Source organism: Alcanivorax jadensis T9 (genome assembly GCF_000756655.1).
Lineage (GTDB): Bacteria > Pseudomonadota > Gammaproteobacteria > Pseudomonadales > Alcanivoracaceae > Alcanivorax > Alcanivorax jadensis.
Window position 1 is genome coordinate 70,264 of record NZ_ARXU01000015.1, and the last position, 19,464, is coordinate 89,727.

Genomic DNA, 19,464 nt, shown 5'->3' on the forward strand with positions numbered 1-19,464 from the left:
AGCGATCATGAGTGCTTACAACTATCCCCAAAATGAGAGCCGCCGAAAGGCTGCCGCTGCTGGTTTTACTTTGATCGAGATACTCATAGTGGTTGTGATAATCTCGATCTTGCTGGCAATCGCGTATCCTGCTTATACAAAGTACGTGCAGGATGCGCGCCAGGAGGCCGGTAGGGCGCTGCTCTTGGACTGGGCTTCTGCTCTGGAGGGATATCGTGGAAAGCACTTCTCTTATAATGGCGCCAGCTCAATGACTGGCACACTTGTGCCCGAGTCGGTTGGGCACAAGCATTATAAGTACACGATTTCTGTACCCTCGGATCATAAATATACGATCAAGGCGACGCCTTACAGTGCGATCATGAGTGGTACAGAAACGATGGTGCTGGATAGTCAGGGTAATGCTTGTGCCGCTGTCGGGGGTTGCACCCCTTCTAGCAGTAGTAGTTGGTAGACGGTAAACAGGAATAGTTCAGGTATTTCTGGGCTATTCCTTTTTTAGATTGTATGGCATTCAGTTCCCGCTTTCTCAATACGGGTCCTTCCAATCCAGTTCATAATTATTTTTCTTCCTTTATTGCCACTGCAAATCAGGAAATGCCCGTTCTGGAATCGGGTTGCCCCTCTGTTTCTATAGCGTAAATGTGTGCCTCTGAATCGTTTCCATTCCAGCCAGGTGTCGCTTGGTAATTTTACATGATGATGTATTTCGCTTTTTTCTAGTGCATTGTTCATGTTCGTATCTCGCCCCTCTATCAATATTGTGGTTCTTTTGAAGCTACTGCATCCCCGCTCTCCATCGCAGATGAGTCGGTTCCCATCCGTCATAGCATTGGCTCTGGCCTCTCTGATTAATCCAGCTACACTGTTGGTGGCAGCTATAACCCGATATTCTTGAATCATTGGGAGGCCAATATTGTGCGCAATCATTGCCAGCACAGAAAGTGTGCTTAATGCCGTAAGGCACTCAAGTAAAGTAAAGCCTGTTTTTTTCATGGTTCTTTATCCGAAACATCGATATGGCCGGGTAGAACTTGTTTTATATATGCAAGATGTCATGAGCTGAAATGAGAGAAGTCGTAATTGTTGGTGGTGGTATTGTCGGTTTATTGAGTGCGTTCGAGCTCACAAAGCGTGAGATTCCCGCCACAGTGATTGATGAGTCAGAAGGCGGGTTGGCGTCCTGGGCTGGAGGAGGAATTCTCTCGCCACTTTATGCGTGGCGTTACTCTGATGCGATGAATCGCCTGACCTTCGACGCCATGGCCCGCTACAGAGGTCTCTTTAGTGAACTTGTCGGACGTTGTCTGGAGTGGTCTGATTTGCATCAAGGGGGTTTGTGGGTGCATGTGGACACTAAGGAAATGAACACTGTGAAAGACTGGGCTGGTAAATGGGGGGTGCTATCAGAGACACTTTCTGGAAGCGATCTGTTGCCGTCTTTTCCTTTTTCAGAGGGTGTCTTCTTTCCTGATTTGGGAAATGTTAGAAATCCGCGCTTGTTAAAAGCTTTGAGAAGCTATCTGGCGTCCAGAGGGGTTTCGTTTATAAGGGATAAGGTGGTTTCACTTTTGCCAAGGCAAAAAGGTGCGGCACTGGAAACTCAGAATGGATTGGTTTTGAATGCAGAGAATGTGATTGTCTGTGCAGGGGTAGGGAGCAGCAAGCTACTTTCAATGCTGGGTGTGTCTTTGCCAATGTTTCCGGTAAAGGGAGAAATGCTGCTTTATCATCTCACGCCAGGTAGAGTGCCTTCAGTTATGCTAACTCAATCAGGCTATCTGATTCCTCGTGCGGATGGTGCTGTGCTGGTTGGCTCTACGTTGATTCGAGGAGATTGCACTACCTACCCGACTGTGTCTGGGCGCTATCAGCTTGAAGCGGTGGCGGCAAATCTTCTCCCGGAATTAGCGAGCCGTACACCCGCCCATCACTGGGCAGGCGTACGCCCCGGGAGTGAGGTGGACTACCCATATATTGGCGCCGTGCCGGGGTGCAATGGGGTCTTTGCTGCAGCAGGCCATTACCGTAATGGTTTGGTGTCTGCTCCGGCCACGGCAGAGCTTCTCGTGCAGATGATGTGTGGAGAACGGCCGAATATTGACCCTGCTCCCTACTCACTTTCTCCTGGGCTTCGATCAAGGTCCAGTTTCTTCAACCGGTAACGTAGAGACCGGAATGTCATGCCCAGTTTTTTTGCTGCAGCTGTTCTGTTCCAGTGCGTTGCATCCAGAGCCTTGAGAATTTCCTGCCTCTCGATGTCTTGAAGAAATTCTTCGAGAGGCTGGCCTAATGAACGCTCTGGAGCGGTACAGGTTTCCCGTGCTGTTGCCGTGGCGGATTTCGGGAGTGTGTCCGTTTGCAGCCGTAGATGCTCTTCCTGGATCTCTTTCCCGTCACATAAAGTAAGGGCTCTTTCCAGGGTATTTTCCAGCTCCCTGACATTGCCTGGGTAGGTATATTGTTCCAGGGTTTTCATGGCAGAGGCGCTGACGATTGGCGGGGCGATTTCCCAGGCTTCGCTGAGGCGCTTGAGAATGTGGCCGACCAGAGCAGGAATATCTTCCTGGCGTTCGCGCAACGGGGGGACGTGCGCCTCGATGACATTCAGCCGATAGAAAAGATCTTGCCGGAAGCGCCCTTCCGCCATTTCTTGAGCCAGATCCTTGTGAGTAGCGCAGAGGATACGAAGATTGACCTGAAACTCCCGGGCCTCACCCACAGGGCGAACGGATTTTTCCTGAATGGCTCGCAGCAGTTTAACTTGCATGTGCAAGGGCAGGTCGGCCACTTCATCCAGAAAAAGGGTGCCGCCGTCGGCTTCGCGGAACAGGCCCTTGCGGTCTTCCACGGCCCCGGTGAATGCGCCTTTACGGTGGCCAAAAAATTCGCTTTCCATTAACTCCGACGGAATGGCACCGCAGTTGACGGCGACAAAGGGTTTTGCCCGTCGAGAACCCAGGTTGTGTATCAGGCGGGCAATACGCTCCTTGCCGCTGCCGGATTCGCCGCTGATGTAGATTGGCGCCTGGCTGCGTGCCAGTTTGCGGACCTGGGCTTTCAGGGCGCGCATGCTCGGCGCTTCCCCGATCAGATTGTCCTCTTCCTCGTGGTGGTCTTCCACTTCGTTGATGTCTAGCCCGTCTTCAATCAGCTGGCGCAGTCGATCCAGTGACACGGGCTTGGCAATAAAGTCATAGGCCCCGTACTTCATGGCATCGGTGGCGGTTTCCATGCTGCCATAAGCCGTAATGACGGCGGTGGGCATTTCCGGGCAATGCCTGGCAATAAACTGCAGCAGCTCGAGCCCGGTGCCATCACCCAGATTCATATCCGTCAGACAAAGGTTGAATCTGCCATCGGCAAGGGCCGCTTTGGCTGCGTCAAGCGATTCGGCAGCTGTGGCCTTGAGCTTCATGCGCCCAAGGGTGATGACAAGCAGTTCGCGCAGATCGGCTTCGTCGTCTACAACCAGTACGTGTGGGGTGTCAGCACTCATAATAATATCGTGTTATTGAAATTGTCGGTGCGGGTGGGCAAAGGTTATCACAAAGCTGGCCCCGTTCGGGGTGTCTTCCAGATCCAGGGCTGCCTGGTTGGCTTGGCAAAGCTCCCGGCAAAGATAGAGCCCCAGCCCATTGCCGTCATTGGCTGTTGTGTAGAAGGGCTCAAAAAGGTGCCGGGCGGTCTCGGCGGGTATGCCATTGCCGTTATCCCGGATTCTGAGCCAGGGGAGCCCCGTTTGTTCATGACTGCCGCATTCCAGGTCAACCTTGCACTCTTCGCCTCCATGCTGAAAGGCATTGCGGATCAGGTTGTCGACGACCTGGGTCAACTGGTTGCGATCAAAGCGTACTTCTACATCGGACTGGCAGGCTTTTTTCAGGCTGTTGTTCGCGTAGCCCCGCAACGCCCATTGCTCACATAATTCGTTGAGAAAAGGCGCAAGGCCAAAGCGCTCGGCCTGTCCTTTGCCCCGGCGAGAGAGATCGAGCACGTCGTGAATGATGCCATTCACGCGGCCCACATGGTTGCGGATGATGCCGAGTAAATGCTGATCCTCCTCGCTGGCATTGCCGTCCAGGAGCAGCTCGGTGGCATGGTTGATCGCGCTTAACGGGTTGCGAATCTCATGGGCCAGGGTGGCGGACAGTCGTCCCAGTGATGCCAGGTTCATCTGTTGCGCTTCCTGAGCGACTCGGGCGCTGTCTTCAAGAAATAATAGAGTGAGTAGCTCATGGTCCGTCTCCAGCGGGGCAAACCGGGGACTGAGTACCGGCGACTGTTCCGAGGTTCTCAGCGTAGCGAGGGGCAGTAGAGGGTTGTCTTGCCAGCGTTGATAGCGGCTAACCAATTGTTTGGGTAACTGGTTGCCTAGCATGGGGGTGCCAAACAGGCTATTGGCTGCCTGGTTGGCCATCAGAATCCGGAAGGATTCATCAAACACCACCACGCCAGTGCGCATGCGCTGCACAATTTGCTGGTTAAGGGCTTCCAGGCGTTCGATGGCGACACGCTGTCGCTCAGCAATGCGCTCGCTTTGCTGCAGACGTTGGGTTATTTGCTGGATGATCAGCGACACCATGAAAAAGGCGATACCCAGCAGGCCGGATTCGGTTAGCAGGAAAGGGGAATCCGACATGGCCTGAATGGAAAAGTAGAACTGCTCGAACATCATGGCCAGGGTGGCCAGGGCGGCGATCAAAAAACCGAGACGTCCGCGTAGCAGGATGTTGCCGGCGGCCACTGTAACCAGAAGCAGTACCGCCAAGCCGCCCTCAAGACCACCGTTGGCGTGGACAACCAGGGAGAGCATGGTCAAATCGGTAATCAGCGAGGCGGGCTGAGCCCAGGCCGGATAGGCGCGTTTTTCGGCGCGAAAGTCCAGGGTGGCTGATGCCAGCGTGAGCCCCAGATAGACAAAAAGCGTGGTTTCAAACAATAACGGCAGATGGGTGCCGATAAGGGGCTGTTCCGGCCCAAAGTGGAGCAGCATCAGACTGCAAGCAATGGCAATCCGATAGACATTATAAATACGGGCGGGCGTCCATCCCTGGCTAGCGGTCATTGTGTTCCAGATACAGGCGTTGGTGCTTCTGGGAGCAAAAGTGCAGCCCATTGTGAGTGAAGGCTTCCGGGGCAGGAACGTGCACGCCACACTGGGCGCATTTGAGCATGGCCTGGGCGTCCTGACCGTTACCAGAGTCGGAACTGTCGCGACGGTTTGCCTGCGAGAGCAGGTTTTTCACTACCCGCCAGGCCAGGTAGACCAGGGCGGCAATAACCAGCAGGCGAATCAGGCCCATCTTGTTCTCCTTGTTTGTCATGATGCGTTCATCGATTGCCGGCTAAAGAGTACAATCAGCGCTCACTTGAGGAAAGGCCGGTTAATCATGCGGATTATTATGGCCCAGCAGAATGCGCTGGTGGGCGACATTGAGGGCAATGCCCAGCGGGTGATCGATGCGGCAGACGAGGCTCGCCGTCTGTTGGGCGCTGATCTGGTACTGTTTCCGGAATTGATGCTGACGGGGTATCCGCCAGAGGATCTGCTGTTGCGTCCCAGTCTCAACAGCCGTGTGGATGCCGCGCTGGAGACCATTGGTGAGAAGATCACGGTACCGGTGGTGATTGGCTACCCTGCCGTGCGCAATGGCCAGCGTCGCAACGCCGCCGGGGTAGTATTTCCTGGCGAAAACCGCCCTCGCCATGAATATTTCAAGCAACATCTACCCAATTACCGTGTGTTCGACGAAAAACGCTATTTTCAACCGGGTTCCGAGGCCTGCACCTTTGAGCTGGATGGCTGGACCCTGGGCCTGACGATCTGCGAGGACATCTGGCATAGCGGGCCCGCATCCCAGCTGCAGCAACAAGATGTGGATCTGGTTCTGAACCTGAATGCGTCGCCGTTCCGGGCCAACAAGTTTCAGGAGCGCCTGGAGCAGGTAGAAGCCCGCAGCCGCGAAACCGGCCTGCCGATTCTCTATTGCAACCTGGTAGGTGGCCAGGACGAGCTGGTTTTTGATGGTGCATCGTTTGTTTGTGACAGCCAGGGGCGCCGTTGTGTACAGGCTGCCAGCTTTACCGAGGCGTTGGTCCCGGTGGACCTGCAGTGCAGTGACGGACACTGCGAGCCTGTGGGGGAGCAGCTTCCGCTCCCCGGGCTGGAAGAAAGCCTCTATCAGGCGCTGGTGCTGGCAACCCGGGATTACGTGAACAAGAACGGTTTCAAGGGGGCGCTGCTGGGCTTGTCGGGTGGGATCGATTCGGCCCTGACTCTGGCGGTGGCCGTGGATGCCCTCGGTCCGGATCGGGTAGAAGCGGTGATGATGCCATTCCGCTATACCTCAGCCATGAGCCTGGAGGATGCCGAGAAGCAGGCCCTGACTCTGCGGGTCCATTACCGCGTGCTGCCCATCGAGTCTGCTTTCAATGGGTTTATGGATATTCTCAGTGAGTCATTTGCCGGGCAGGAGAAAGATACTACCGAGGAAAACCTGCAGGCGCGCTGCCGTGGGGTCCTGCTGATGGCGCTATCCAACAAAAACGGGTCTGTGGTGCTGACAACCGGCAACAAGAGTGAGATGGCAGTGGGTTATGCCACGCTCTACGGGGATATGGCAGGTGGCTTCTCGGTGCTGAAGGATGTGTTCAAGACCATGGTTTACCGCCTGGCCACGTGGCGCAACCAGCAGGCCGGCGTGGAAATTATCCCGGAACGGGTTATCACACGCCCGCCATCGGCGGAACTGGCACCCGACCAAGTGGACAGTGATTCCTTGCCGGGTTACGACGAACTGGATGCGATTCTCGAGCGCTATGTGGAGCAGGACATGAGCGCCGAAGCGGTAATCCGTGACGGTTTTGATCGCGAGAATGTCTACCGGGTCGTCAAGCTCACCGATCGCAACGAATACAAGCGCCGGCAGGCTGCGGTGGGTCCCCGCGTCAGCCGCCGGGCTTTCGGCAAGGATCGCCGTTACCCGATCACCAATGGCTGGCGACCGGGGGACTGAGAGCAGTTACAAGCCACAAGGAAAAGCAAAGTCAAAAAAAGGGTGGCTCCGAATATTAGTCGGTGCCACCCTTTTTTAGCTAGAAGCTAGAAGCTAGAAGCTAGAAGCTAGAAGCTTACAGAAGGTCAAACGTCAGCAAGCTCAGCAGCCCGTCATCCTCGTCCGGCCACCAGGCCAGATCGACTTGCTTGTCGTTGTCCAGAAATTTGCTGTCCGGCCAGTTCAGCGCCAGTACATCACGACTTTTCTCTGCCAGTTCCGGTTGCTTCAGGCGCTGGTAGCCTTTCGCCATGATGGCGAGGGCTTCGGGTACGGCAGGGGTCTGCTGGTAGTGCTTGACCACATACTGGGCCCGGTTGATGGAAGCGATGATGGCGCCGCGGCGCGCATAGTAGCGGGCCACATGGAGTTCCTGGCGGGCCAGCTGGTTACGAATGTGGACCATGCGTGAGCGGGCATCCGGCGCGTATTCACTGTCCGGGAAGCGGTTCACCAGGCGCTCGAAATCCCGAAACGCGTCCTTGGCGGCGCCCATGTCCTTGCTGGACTTGTCGGAGCTCACCATATTGTCGAACAGGCCCTTCTCCATATTGAAGTTGGCCAACCCGCGCATGTACAGCGCGTAGTCCATGCGCGGATGTGCCGGGTAATTGCGCATGAAACGCTGGGCCGCGACCACGGTGGCCGGGTAATCCACCGCCCGATACTGCGCGTAGATCAGATCCAGAGCTGCCTGCTCGGCAAAATCACCGTAGGGAAAGCGGGCTTCCAGCTCCTTGAGCTGATCGATAGCGGTCAGGTAATTCCTGGATTCCAGCGACTCGCTGGCTTCCCGGTACTGGTCCACCTCGGTAAGCTCCGGGCGCTCCTTGTTGCTGGCACAGCCGGCGAGTAGCAGCAGGCCAAGCAATGGCCATAAAAGACGTGGCATTCTTTCCTCGTTAAACGGTTACAATGACGGGCTAGGTATTTAGATACGGCATTTAAACACAGGTTGCACTATGGGACATCTTGGCGGCGAGAAAATTCAGCGCAGTGAGCAGGTCCGCGCAGATCAGACGGGACAGCGGGTCGACCAGGCCGCTGCCGAGCTGTTCGAGGGGTTTTCCCGCTCGCGGCTGCAGGGCTGGATCAAGGACGGGGTGCTGACGGTCAATGGTGCCAAGGTCAGGCCCAAGGACAAGCTGGTCGGCAATGAGAGCCTGACCCTGGAAGTGGAGATCGCGCCGGAACTGGACGATCAGCCCCAGTCCATTGAGCTTGATGTGGTCTACCAGGATGACGACCTGATCGTGATCAATAAACCCACCGGTTTGGTGGTGCACCCGGCAGCGGGGCATGCGGATGGCACCTTGCTGAATGGCCTGCTGCATCTCGACGAGCGTCTTAGCAGTCTGCCTCGAGCGGGTATCGTCCATCGGCTCGACCGGGATACCACCGGCCTGATGGTGGTGGCTCGCTCACTGGAAGCCCACCAGAGCCTGGTGGCCCAGCTGCAGGACAAAAGCTTGTTCCGTCAGTACGAAGCCATTGCTGTGGGGGTGATGACCGGCGGTGGCAAGGTGGATGCGCCTATGGGGCGCCACCCGGTGGATCGCAAGAAGCAGGCGGTGGTGAAAACCGGGGGCAAGAACGCGGTTACCCATTACCGCGTACTGGACCGTTACCGGGCCCACACTCGCATCAAGGTGCAGCTGGAAACCGGCCGTACCCATCAGATTCGGGTGCATATGGCCCATCGTAATTACCCCCTGGTGGGCGATCCGCTCTATGGCGGTCGTCTCAAACAGCCCGCTGGCGCCAGCGAAGCCCTGCGTGAGGCTCTGCGGCGTTTCCCCCGTCAGGCTCTGCATGCCCGCAAACTTGGCTTGATTCACCCGGCCACGGGCGAATACTGTGAATTCGAGGCACCGCTACCTGAGGATATGCAGGGGCTCATTCAGGTGCTGGAAGAAGACGCTAACTCGCAGAGCTGAAGTCGCCGCAGGCGATATCCGCCACAAAGCAATAAATGGCGGATGTGCCTAGGGTATGTCTGCGTGACCCAATCAGGGCTGTACCAATGACTTTACCTAGCCGCTCCAAATGGATCTGGCCAGACTGGCAGCCGCACCCCCACGTGCGTGTGGCTGTGACCACCCGGGCCGGCAGCCATTCCCCGTCCCCCTGGAATGGCTTCAACCTGGGCATGAACTGCGGGGATCAGACTGCGCGTGTGGAGCAGGCGAGGCATCACGTGGAAAAGCTGCTGCAGGCAGATCATCCGGTGGCCTGGCTGAAACAAGTCCACGGCAAGCGAGTGATTCGGGCGGGTGAATCCGATAACGAGGCGGATGGCGCCTGGGCCGACCAGCAGCGCTGGCCTTGTGTGGTGCTTACCGCAGACTGCCTTCCGGTGCTGCTGGCGCGTACCGATGGCAGCGCTGTGGCAGCAGTGCATGCGGGCTGGCGTGGCCTGCAGGCGGGTATTGTCGCTGAAGGGGTGAAGAGTATTGCCCCGGCTGGCGAGCCTGTCAGTGCTTGGCTGGGCCCGGCTATCTGCGGGAAATGCTACCAGGTGGGCGACGAGGTTTACCGGGCCTTTGTGGCTGCCCACACTGATTTCAAAGGCGCCTTTCAGGCAGATGCCTCGCCCGGCCATTGGCGCTTTTCCGTCGCTCAGGCTGCCATGATAGAACTGGCTCGTCTGGGCGTAGAGGATGTTCAGGGTGGCGAGCTCTGTACCGCCTGTGATCTCACGCGCTTCTATTCCTTCCGCAAGGAAGGTGACACGGGCCGGTTTGCTTCTCTGATCTGGCTCGACGAAGAAGGCAATTGATAATTGAGAATGGATAATTGATAGCTGCGCGAGACAGGCTATCCGTTGTCTGGCGCTATGAGGCCGCGTCCAGTGATTGGGTGCGGCCTTTTTGCTGGAAGAACTCCGCTGCGCTTTTATTGAGCGTTATCAATTATCCATTCTCAATTATCCATTAGCCTTGAATCTGGCTCAATCGGACCCATTAAAAGGTCAGATGATTGATAACCGGTGATCGTGACTGGCTTGCCGACAGGGGGCCGGAATGCGGATCACAACCGGATAGGAGAGCCCAAATGCGAATGGATAAACTCACTGCCCGCCTGCAGCAAGCGCTGTCAGACGCGCAATCCCTGGCCGTGGGGCAGGGCAATAGCACGATTGAACCGGTCCACCTGATGCTGGCGCTGATGCAGCAGCAGGGTGGGGCGGCCCGCCCTTTGCTGGAAAAAACCGGCGCTAACAGTGGTGATGTGATCACCGCCTTGAATATGGCCGTGGATAAGCTGCCCACGGTGAGTGATTTCAATGGTGATGTGCAGATGGGGCAAGCCACAGGTCGCCTTCTTAACATGGCCGACCGCGAGGCCCAGCAGCGTGGTGACCAGTATCTGTCCACGGAAGTGGTATTGCTTGCAGCCTGTGACGATAACGGCGAGCTGGGCAAGCTGATGAAGCACGCCGGAGTCACCAAAAAGGTGCTGGCGGCGAAGATCGCCGAGGTGCGAGGTGGAGAGGCTGTGGACGACCCCAATGCGGAAGACAAGCGCGAGGCGCTGGACAAGTACACGGTGAATCTCACCGAACGGGCCGAGTCAGGCAAGCTGGACCCGGTGATCGGCCGTGACGACGAAATCCGCCGTACTATCCAGGTGTTGCAGCGCCGTACCAAGAACAATCCGGTACTTATTGGCGAGCCCGGGGTGGGCAAGACCGCCATCGTGGAAGGCCTGGCCCAGCGGATCGTCAACGGCGAAGTGCCGGAAGGTCTGAAGGACAAGCAGGTGTTGTCCCTGGACATGGCGGCACTGATTGCTGGCGCCAAATACCGGGGCGAATTCGAGGAGCGGCTCAAGGCTGTCCTCAACGAACTGTCCAAGCAGGAAGGTCGCATCATCCTGTTTATTGATGAGCTGCATACCATGGTCGGTGCCGGCAAGGGTGAAGGCTCCATGGATGCCGGCAATATGCTCAAGCCGGCACTGGCTCGCGGCGAGCTGCACTGCGTGGGTGCGACGACGCTGGATGAATACCGCAAGTACATCGAAAAGGACGCGGCCCTGGAACGCCGTTTCCAGAAGGTGCAGGTGGATGAGCCCACGGTGGAAGACACCATCGCCATCCTGCGTGGCCTCAAAGAACGCTATGAGGTCCACCACGGTGTAGACATCAGTGATGGCGCCATCATCGCGGCGGCAAGGCTCAGCCATCGCTACATTACCGATCGGCAATTGCCGGATAAGGCTATTGACCTGATTGATGAGGCAGGCAGTCGCATCCGCATGGAAATTGATTCCATGCCGGAGGAAATGGATCGACTGGACCGCCGCCTTATCCAGCTCAAGATGGAGCGCGAGGCACTGCGCAAGGAAGAGGATGAGGCCAGCAGGAAACGTCTGGAAAAGCTGGAAGACGATATCGACGAACTGGAAAAGCAATATGCGGATCTGGAGGAAATCTGGCAGGCCGAGAAAGCCGCGCTGCAGGGTGCTCAGGAGTACAAGGCAGAACTGGAGCAGGCCCGCGTCGAGCTGGAGCAGGCCCGCCGTGCCGGGGATCTGAGTCGCATGTCAGAGCTGCAGTATGGGGTGATTCCTGAACTGGAGAAAAAGGTTCAGGCTGCCCAGGATCAGGAAGAGCAGCACTCCCAGACCGAAAATCAGTTGCTGCGCAACAAGGTGACCGACGAGGAAATCGCCGAGGTGGTATCCAAGTGGACCGGAATTCCTGTTGCCAAGATGCTGGAAGGCGAGAAGGACAAGCTGCTGCGCATGGAAGAGGCCCTGCACCAGCGGGTAGTGGGTCAGGCGGAAGCGGTGGAAGCAGTGGCCAATGCGGTGCGCCGTTCCCGGGCTGGCCTGTCTGATCCCAATCGTCCCAATGGCAGTTTCCTGTTCCTCGGGCCCACCGGGGTGGGCAAGACCGAGCTCTGCAAGGCGCTGGCGAACTTCCTCTTCGATACCGAAGAGGCGATGGTGCGCATCGACATGTCCGAGTTCATGGAGAAGCACTCCGTGGCGCGGCTGGTGGGTGCGCCCCCGGGTTATGTGGGTTACGAAGAAGGCGGTTACCTGACCGAGGCCGTGCGCCGCAAGCCTTACTCTGTGGTGCTGCTGGATGAAGTGGAAAAGGCGCATCCGGATGTGTTCAACATCCTGTTGCAGGTGCTGGACGATGGCCGTCTCACGGATGGTCAGGGACGCACCGTGGACTTCCGCAACACTGTGGTGGTGATGACCTCGAATCTGGGCTCCGACCTGATCCAGAAACTGGCCGGAGACAACGATTATGAGGCCATGAAGGCGGCGGTCATGGAAGTGGTGGGTAACCACTTTCGCCCGGAATTCATCAACCGGGTGGACGAAACGGTGGTGTTCCATCCGCTGGCGAAGGATCAGCTCAAGGGTATTGCTGCCATTCAGCTGGATTATCTGCGCAAGCGGCTGGCTGAGCGGGAAATTCGCCTCGAGCTAAGTGATGCGGCCCTGGATAAACTGGTGGAAGCCGGCTTCGACCCGGTCTACGGTGCCCGACCGCTGAAGCGGGCCATTCAGCAGCAGCTGGAAAACCCGCTGGCCCAGTCCCTGCTCCGAGGGGAGTTCGGCCAGGGAGATACCATCTCGATAGATGTGGATGGAGATCGTTTCAGTTTTACGCGGTGAGGTGAGAATACAGGGTGCCCTGTCAATCAGGGCCCCCTGTATCCTTAATTCCGGGTGCAGTTTTCCAATGCCTTCTGGCTATTCTTGATCATCTTTTCTCTTTCTTCCTGGTCCAGGACTTCCATTTCTCCGGTTTCCGGATTCTTCCTACGAACAATGGGTTTGTTTTTCAGAGTTTCGAGATTCTTGCGGTGTTGCTCGCAGCGCTCCTGAGCGAGTTCATCCGGTTCTGATTTCAGGCGAGTTTCCTCTTCCGCTGCCTTTGCGGCTTCCTCTTTGGCGTTTTCGCGAGCGTTTCGTCTCGCATCCAGGGCTTCCAGCTCACGATCCTGATCCGAGCTGGCATTGGCGCGGGTGTTCACTTCTGAGGAGGTCGTGCCCTGCGGCGGGTTGGCACCGTAGTGAGTTACCCCCTGATCATCGACCCACTTATAAAACTTGGCTGCCGAGCTGGCGCTGGCGAGGATAAGCAGAAGGCTGCCAAGCAACAGGCTGAATTTGTTCATAATGTCGGTCTTCTTATTTGGGTTGTTTTCAACTCTCGTACTTTAGCATGACGGGTGAAGGGGATTTTCTGCAACCCAAACCCGACGGAGGGCTTTGATTCATCGCACATTTCTGACAAAATTAAACCTTTCCGGAGATCGGGACCCGCATTCGCTTACCGGCGTGTGTGAGGCCGGGACCCGGGGCACCGTTACCGCGATGTCCTGCCAGCAGTATCACTGCACTCTCGTCCCGCTGTGGGAGCCTCCGGAGGTTTCTCATTCCTATAAAGCGGGAGTAATCCCTCTTCAGGTCTGCATTGCCTCCGCGTTGCCCTCCCGGCCTGTGTTCGTGTCGGCCACCTCCGACAGGACCCCAGAGCACCCACATATGGTGCTTTATCCACAGGCAGCAAGTTGTAAACCCCGTCCCGCTGCATGGCAGTGGGTTGTATGCATTCTGATTTGAGGTAGCAACCGTGGAAATGTTATCCGGCGCGGAGATGGTGGTCCGTGCGCTGCAAGACGAGGGAGTGGAGTACATCTTCGGGTATCCCGGAGGGTCCGTACTGCACATTTATGATGCATTGTTCCAGCAGGACTCTGTCAGCCACATTCTGGTCCGTCACGAGCAGGCAGCCACTCATGCGGCCGATGGCTATGCCCGTGCTACCGGCAAACCGGGTGTGGTCATGGTGACCTCCGGCCCCGGTGCCACCAACGCTATTACCGGTCTTGCCACCGCCTTCATGGACTCCATTCCCATGATCGTGTTGTCTGGCCAGGTTCGCTCCGACTGGATTGGCGATGATGCCTTCCAGGAAACCGACATGATCGGTGTGTCCCGCCCGGTGGTGAAGCACAGCTTCATGGTCCGCGATGCCAAGGACATTCCCGAGATCATGAAGAAGGCGTTCTACATTGCCACCACCGGCCGTCCCGGCCCGGTCCTGATCGATATTCCCAAGGATCAGACCGCGCCGAACGTGAAGAACCCCTACGAATACCCGAAAAAGGTCAAGATGCGCTCCTACGCGCCGGTCAGCCGTGGTCATTCCGGCCAGATCCGCAAGGCGGTGGAAGAGCTGATGAAAGCCAAGCGTCCGGTGATCTATGCCGGCGGTGGTGTGATCCAGGGTGAGGGTAGCGAGCTACTCACCAAGCTGGCCCATCGGCTGAATTTTCCGGTGACCAATACTCTGATGGGATTGGGCTGTTTCCCGGGCACTGATCCGCAGAATGTGGGCATGCTGGGCATGCATGGCACCTATGAAGCCAACATGACCATGCATAGTTCCGACGTGATTCTTGCCGTGGGTGCCCGTCTGGATGACCGGGTCACCAACAACGTGAAGAAATTCTGCCCGGGCGCCAAGATCATCCATATCGATATCGACCCGGCGACGATTTCCAAGAACATCATGGCGCATATCCCCATTGTGGGGCCGGTGCATCAGGTGCTGGAAGAAATGCTGACGATGCTCGACGAACACGGTGGCGAGCCGGATCGCAAGGCTCTCGAGCGCTGGTGGGAAGAGATTGAAGGCTGGCGCAAGGTGCATGGCATGCGCTATGAGACCAATGAAAACGGTCCCATGAAGCCACAGCAGGTGGTGCAGGCGTTGTACAAGGCCACCAAGGGTGATGCCTATGTGACCTCGGACGTGGGTCAGCACCAGATGTTTGCTGCCCAGTACTACCAGTACGACAAGCCTCGTCGCTGGATCAACTCCGGGGGGCTGGGGACCATGGGCTTCGGTCTGCCTGCCGCCATGGGCGTGCAGTTTGCATTCCCTGACGCCACCGTGGCCTGTGTGACCGGGGAGGGCTCCATCCAGATGAATATTCAGGAGCTGTCCACCTGCCTGCAGTATGGTCTGCCGGTGAAGATCATCAATATCAATAACCAGGCCCTGGGCATGGTGCGTCAGTGGCAGGACATGCAATACGGTGGCCGTCATAGCCAGTCCTATATGGAGTCTTTGCCTGACTTTGTGGCCCTGGCCGAGGCCTATGGCCACGTGGGCATGAAAATCACCAAGTTCGAAGATCTGGAAGGCGCAATGGATGAAGCCTTTGCCCTTAAGGATCGTCTGGTGTTTATGGATATCTATGTCGACTCCACCGAGCACGTTTACCCGATGCAGATTGCAGACGGATCCATGCGTGATATGTGGCTGAGCAAGACGGAGCGGACCTGATGCGTCGAATTATCTCTATTCTGATGGAAAACGAGCCGGGCGCACTGAGCCGGGTGATTGGTCTGTTCTCCCAGCGTGGCTACAACATCGAAAGCCTGTCGGTGGCGCCCACCGAAGACAGCACCCTGTCACGGCTGACCCTGACCACCTTCGGTAATGATCTGAAGATCGAGCAGATCACCAAGCACCTCAACAAGCTGATCGAAGTGGTCAAGCTGGTTGATCTCACCGAGGGTGCTCACATTGAGCGCGAGCTGATGCTGATCAAGGTGAAAGCCACCGGCGCCCAGCGCGCTGAGGTGAAGCGCAGTGTGGATATCTTCCGTGGGCAGATCGTGGATGTGACCAGCACTGTTTACACCGTTCAGCTTACCGGTGCTTCCGACAAACTGGACGCCTTTATCGGTGCCATCGGGGAAACCCAGGTGCTGGAAGTCGTGCGTTCTGGGGTGTCCGGGATCTCCCGGGGCGAGAAGGTGCTGAGCCTGTAAAAACGCTCGACGCCTGCTGCTGGGTGCGAGACGAAAAAGCCGCTCTTCGGAGCGGCTTTTTTTGTGCCTTTTGTTTTGTCTGTAGAAGCGTCGCTGGCGCCGCGATAAGCGACTTCAGAGCAAAGACATTTTCACCACAGAGGGCACCGACAACACAGAGAAACCCCTTCCTTTTCCTCAGTGATCTCTGTGCCCTCTGTGGTAAATCGCTCTTGTTTGAGCTTTTGGCTATCGCTCCGCCTGTGCCGCCATCCCTTATTCCGGCAGTTGCGACCAGAATGCCTGAATCAGCGGCTCCTCCCGCCGTCGCTCCTGGGTAAACAGTCCCACCTCGTAGGGCGCCAGCGCAGGCTGTACATCCAGGGGGCGGGTGCGGCCGGCCAGGGGGCTGTTGTCCAGCACGATCTTCGGCACGATACCCACCCCGAACCCCAGGCTGACCATGCTGACGATGGCCTCATTGCCTCCCACCTGGGCGTAGATGTGCGGCTTCACTCCCAGTTGTCGAAACCAGCGGTCCACCCGTTCCCGGGCCAGGCCTTCTTCGGAAAGGATCATCGGTACATCCTCCCAGGCCGCTTTGCTGGCGGTGCCATTGAGTCGCTCCGCCAGCTGGGCTTGTCCGGCCTGGGCAATGAACAGTAGCGGGGAGCGGGCGATGGGTCGGAAGGCGATACCGGCGGGCAGGTGATCCGGCCGGGCACCGATGGCGATATCTTCCTCGCCGTGCTGGATGCGCTGTACTGCCTGTGCCGGGTCACCGGTGTGCAGTTTGAGTTCGATGCGCGGGTACTGGTGGCGAAAACTGCTGAGGATGTCGTAGAGGAAGCTGTAACTGGCGGTCACCGAGCAGTACAGGCTCAGCTCCCCCTGCAGCACGCGCCGGTCTTCCTGCAGGGCATGGCGCAGATTGTCCCAGCGCGTCAGCGTGTCGCGGGCGTATTCCTGAAAACGCTGGCCTTCCCGGGTCAGGGTGACGCTGCGATTATCCCGGTAGAACAGCGGCACGCCCAGCTCATCCTCCAGTTGCTGGATGGTGCGGCTGAGCGTGGACGGACTCACATGACACATGGTGCTGGTGCGGCCGAAGTGCAGGGTGTCCGCCAGGGTCAGGAACAGGCGCAGGGGTTTGGTATCCATGGCTCTCTCTTCGTTGCGATAATCGCAATGCTATGTTTCAAATATATCATTTTACGCAATGCGGCGGATAGCCTAGAGTGGCTGGCCTGTCCGGGCAGGCTCCCTAGGTGCCTGCCTGTCACCGATTTCCGTTATCTGAAAGAGCCAGAGCTATGAGCATGCAAGTGTATTACGACAAGGATTGCGATCTTTCCATCATCCAGGGCAAGAAAGTGGCCATCATTGGTTACGGCTCCCAGGGGCACGCCCACGCCTGCAACCTGAATGATTCCGGTGTAGACGTGACTGTCGGTCTGCGTGCCGGCTCTTCTTCCATCGCCAAGGCCGAAGCCCATGGCCTGAAAGTTAGCGATGTACCGGCTGCTGTGGCGGCTGCTGATGTGGTCATGATCCTGACCCCGGACGAATTCCAGTCCCAGTTGTACCGTGACGAAATCGAGCCGAACCTGAAAAAAGGCGCGACCCTGGCGTTCGCCCATGGTTTTGCCATCCATTACAACCAGATCGTGCCGCGCGCTGATCTGGACGTGATCATGATCGCTCCCAAAGCACCGGGTCACACCGTGCGCACCGAGTTCACCAAGGGCGGCGGTATTCCTGACCTGATCGCGATCTTCCAGGACGCGTCCGGCAATGCCAAGAACGTGGCTCTGTCCTATGCCTCTGGCGTTGGTGGTGGCCGTACCGGCATCATCGAGACCACCTTCAAGGACGAGACTGAAACCGACCTGTTCGGTGAGCAGGCGGTTCTGTGTGGCGGTGCAGTCGAGCTGGTGAAAGCCGGTTTCGAGACCCTGACCGAAGCGGGCTACGCGCCAGAAATGGCCTACTTCGAGTGTCTGCACGAACTGAAGCTGATCGTTGACCTGATGTACGAAGGCGGCATCGCCAACATGAACTACTCCATCTCCAACAATGCGGAGTACGGCGAGTACGTGACGGGCCCGGAAGTGATCAACGACGAATCCCGTGCGGCCATGCGCAATGCCCTGAAGCGTATCCAGAGCGGCGAGTACGCCAAGCAGTTCATCTCTGAAGGTGCCCTGAACTACCCTTCCATGACGGCAGCCCGTCGCAACAACGCGGCTCACCCTATCGAGCAGGTGGGTGAGAAGCTGCGCGGTATGATGCCGTGGATCCAGGCAAACCAGATCGTCGACAAGAGCAAGAACTAAGAGCTTGTTTCGATCATCAAAAAACGCGGCTTCGGCCGCGTTTTTTGTTTGCGGTCACTGCGTTAGACTAGTCACACCCAATTTGGATGGACCACCATGCAGGATAACGACAAGACAACCACCCCGGAGCAGCCCGACACCTTTGAGGTGGTGGAAGCCGAGCATCGTACCGGCGCCCGCCACAAGGGGGTTTACCTGCTGCCTAATCTGTTTACCACCGGCGCCCTGTTTGCCGGCTTCTATGCCATCGTGGCGGCCATGAACGGCCTGTTCGAGCATGCCGCTATCGGCATTATCGTGGCCGGCATCCTGGATGGCCTTGATGGTGGGGTGGCCCGACTCACCAATACCCAGAGCAAGTTTGGCGCAGAGTATGACTCCCTGTCCGACTGCGTGGCCTTCGGGGTGGCGCCGGGACTGGTGGCCTATTCCTGGGGGCTGTCCGAGCTGGGCAAGTTCGGCTGGATGGCTGCCTTTATCTATGTCGCCTGTGCTGCCTTGCGCCTGGCGCGCTTCAACGTGCAGGCGGAGAGCACTGACAAACGCTTCTTCATCGGCCTGCCAAGCCCCACAGGGGCCGGTCTGGTGGCGACCCTGGTGTGGCTGGGGGCCAGCCGTGGCATGGACGGTAACGACATCTCCTGGCTGGTAGCGCTGGTGGTCGCTGGTGCGGGCCTGCTGATGGTGTCCTCGGTGAAGTATCATTCCTTCAAGGAGCTTCATATCGGCCGGGTCCCATTCAAGGTATTGCTGGGGGTTATCGTGGCGTTTGCCATCGTGTTCCTTGATCCTCCCCTAGTGTTGCTCACTGTAGCTATCGTGTATGTGACGGTGGGGCTATTGATGAGTCTCTGGCGATTGCGTAAAGGGAGCTGATCTCCGCAAATCGTTGACGAAGGGCGCCATGACGGCGCCCTTTTTCGTTTCTGTGCTGGGGTGAATACCTGGGAAATGTCTTTTTTTGCGTATTATTGCCTTGGGGCTAAGAGAAAAAGGCTGAAATAGGCCGATTCCTTTCCTGTGGTCGGACTGAGGATGTATCGCTAAGCAAATGAATCTGCTCAAGAAACCACCGTATACGGGCCTTTTCGGTGGTTTTTTGCCCGTGATGCCTAAAAGGTGACCGTTTGATAAAAAAGTGATGAAAAAAGTGTTGACGGTCCCCGGGAAATCTCTAGAATGCGCCTCCACAGACACGGCGGACACGGCAACACGCCAAGGACGCAGTGAAGGAAGCCAAGGCTTCCAAGCTCTTTAACAATCAGGCAAGCAAA

Annotated in this window: 17 protein-coding genes; 10 read left to right on the plus strand and 7 right to left on the minus strand. The window is 57.2% G+C overall.

The genetic code is table 11. The features are described from left to right. The first annotated feature begins 7 nt into the window (after positions 1-7). Positions 8-454: a type IV pilin protein gene (locus T9A_RS15105; RefSeq protein WP_035250048.1), complete on the plus strand. Its 447-nt coding sequence runs from the start codon at positions 8-10 to the stop codon at positions 452-454. Between the two features lie 44 nt (positions 455-498). Here the strand turns inward: T9A_RS15105 and T9A_RS16935 are convergent, their stop codons facing one another. After that, complete coding sequence (locus tag T9A_RS16935) at positions 499-996, minus strand: GspH/FimT family pseudopilin (RefSeq protein WP_084573526.1); 498 nt, start codon at positions 994-996, stop codon at positions 499-501. Positions 997-1,067: 71 nt separating this feature from the next. Here T9A_RS16935 and T9A_RS16940 point away from each other — a divergent pair, with 71 nt between their 5' ends. Then, positions 1,068-2,165 carry an NAD(P)/FAD-dependent oxidoreductase gene (locus T9A_RS16940; RefSeq protein ID WP_084573527.1) on the plus strand — a complete coding sequence of 366 codons (1,098 nt, stop codon included), beginning with the start codon at positions 1,068-1,070 and terminating at the stop codon, positions 2,163-2,165. Here T9A_RS16940 and T9A_RS15110 read toward each other — a convergent pair. Genes T9A_RS15110 through T9A_RS15120 form a run of 3 tightly spaced genes read right to left on the minus strand, consistent with a single transcriptional unit; the run spans position 2,114 to position 5,327 of the window. After that, positions 2,114-3,499, minus strand: coding sequence for a sigma-54-dependent transcriptional regulator (locus T9A_RS15110; protein ID WP_035250050.1), 1,386 nt, complete (start codon positions 3,497-3,499; stop codon positions 2,114-2,116). The two genes, T9A_RS16940 and T9A_RS15110, sit on opposite strands and share 52 nt — an antisense overlap. 12 nt (positions 3,500-3,511) lie before the next feature. Beyond that, complete coding sequence (locus T9A_RS15115) at positions 3,512-5,068, minus strand: sensor histidine kinase (protein WP_035250052.1); 1,557 nt, start codon at positions 5,066-5,068, stop codon at positions 3,512-3,514. Then, the gene (locus T9A_RS15120; protein WP_232222144.1) at positions 5,058-5,327 is read right to left on the minus strand and encodes a PP0621 family protein; all 270 of its coding nucleotides are present in this window, start codon (positions 5,325-5,327) and stop codon (positions 5,058-5,060) included. The genes T9A_RS15115 and T9A_RS15120 overlap by 11 nt, the downstream gene beginning before the upstream one ends. A 66-nt stretch (positions 5,328-5,393) precedes the next feature. Between T9A_RS15120 and T9A_RS15125 the strand changes: the two genes are divergently transcribed. Next, entirely contained in the window at positions 5,394-7,019 is a 1,626-nt protein-coding gene (locus tag T9A_RS15125) for an NAD+ synthase (RefSeq protein WP_035250057.1), read from the plus strand. 115 nt (positions 7,020-7,134) lie between these two features. On the opposite strand, the gene T9A_RS15130 is transcribed toward T9A_RS15125, so the two are convergent. Beyond that, a complete protein-coding gene (locus T9A_RS15130; protein WP_035250059.1) occupies positions 7,135-7,950 on the minus strand; it encodes an outer membrane protein assembly factor BamD in 816 nt (271 codons plus the stop codon). 70 nt (positions 7,951-8,020) lie between these two features. On the opposite strand from T9A_RS15130, the gene rluD reads away from it, so the two are divergent. From rluD to clpB, 3 genes are all read left to right on the plus strand, one after another. After that, positions 8,021-8,995, plus strand: a complete 975-nt coding sequence (gene rluD, locus T9A_RS15135) for a 23S rRNA pseudouridine(1911/1915/1917) synthase RluD (protein ID WP_035250061.1) — start codon at positions 8,021-8,023, stop codon at positions 8,993-8,995. 86 nt (positions 8,996-9,081) lie between these two features. Then, on the plus strand, positions 9,082-9,837 hold the full coding sequence (gene pgeF, locus T9A_RS15140) for a peptidoglycan editing factor PgeF (protein WP_035250063.1): 756 nt from the start codon (positions 9,082-9,084) through the stop codon (positions 9,835-9,837). Positions 9,838-10,112: 275 nt separating this feature from the next. Then, positions 10,113-12,698: an ATP-dependent chaperone ClpB gene (clpB, locus tag T9A_RS15145; RefSeq protein ID WP_052043076.1), complete on the plus strand. Its 2,586-nt coding sequence runs from the start codon at positions 10,113-10,115 to the stop codon at positions 12,696-12,698. A gap of 44 nt (positions 12,699-12,742) precedes the next feature. Here the strand turns inward: clpB and T9A_RS15150 are convergent, their stop codons facing one another. After that, a complete protein-coding gene (locus tag T9A_RS15150) occupies positions 12,743-13,204 on the minus strand; it encodes a DUF4124 domain-containing protein (RefSeq protein ID WP_035250065.1) in 462 nt (153 codons plus the stop codon). A 458-nt stretch (positions 13,205-13,662) separates the two neighbouring features. On the opposite strand from T9A_RS15150, the gene T9A_RS15155 reads away from it, so the two are divergent. Together T9A_RS15155 and ilvN are read left to right on the plus strand one after the other, a co-directional pair. Beyond that, a complete protein-coding gene (locus T9A_RS15155) occupies positions 13,663-15,384 on the plus strand; it encodes an acetolactate synthase 3 large subunit (RefSeq protein ID WP_035250067.1) in 1,722 nt (573 codons plus the stop codon). Continuing rightward, positions 15,384-15,875 (plus strand): acetolactate synthase small subunit, encoded by a 492-nt coding sequence (gene ilvN / locus T9A_RS15160; protein WP_035250069.1) that lies wholly within the window; start codon positions 15,384-15,386, stop codon positions 15,873-15,875. The genes T9A_RS15155 and ilvN overlap by 1 nt, the downstream gene beginning before the upstream one ends. A 255-nt stretch (positions 15,876-16,130) precedes the next feature. On the opposite strand, the gene ilvY is transcribed toward ilvN, so the two are convergent. Continuing rightward, the gene (gene ilvY, locus T9A_RS15165; protein WP_035250071.1) at positions 16,131-17,015 is read right to left on the minus strand and encodes an HTH-type transcriptional activator IlvY; all 885 of its coding nucleotides are present in this window, start codon (positions 17,013-17,015) and stop codon (positions 16,131-16,133) included. 158 nt (positions 17,016-17,173) lie between these two features. Between ilvY and ilvC the strand changes: the two genes are divergently transcribed. Together ilvC and pssA are read left to right on the plus strand one after the other, a co-directional pair. Next, positions 17,174-18,190, plus strand: a complete 1,017-nt coding sequence (ilvC, locus tag T9A_RS15170) for a ketol-acid reductoisomerase (protein WP_035250094.1) — start codon at positions 17,174-17,176, stop codon at positions 18,188-18,190. Between the two features lie 96 nt (positions 18,191-18,286). Beyond that, positions 18,287-19,066 carry a CDP-diacylglycerol--serine O-phosphatidyltransferase gene (gene pssA / locus T9A_RS15175; protein ID WP_035250072.1) on the plus strand — a complete coding sequence of 260 codons (780 nt, stop codon included), beginning with the start codon at positions 18,287-18,289 and terminating at the stop codon, positions 19,064-19,066. Positions 19,067-19,464: the final 398 nt, after the last annotated feature.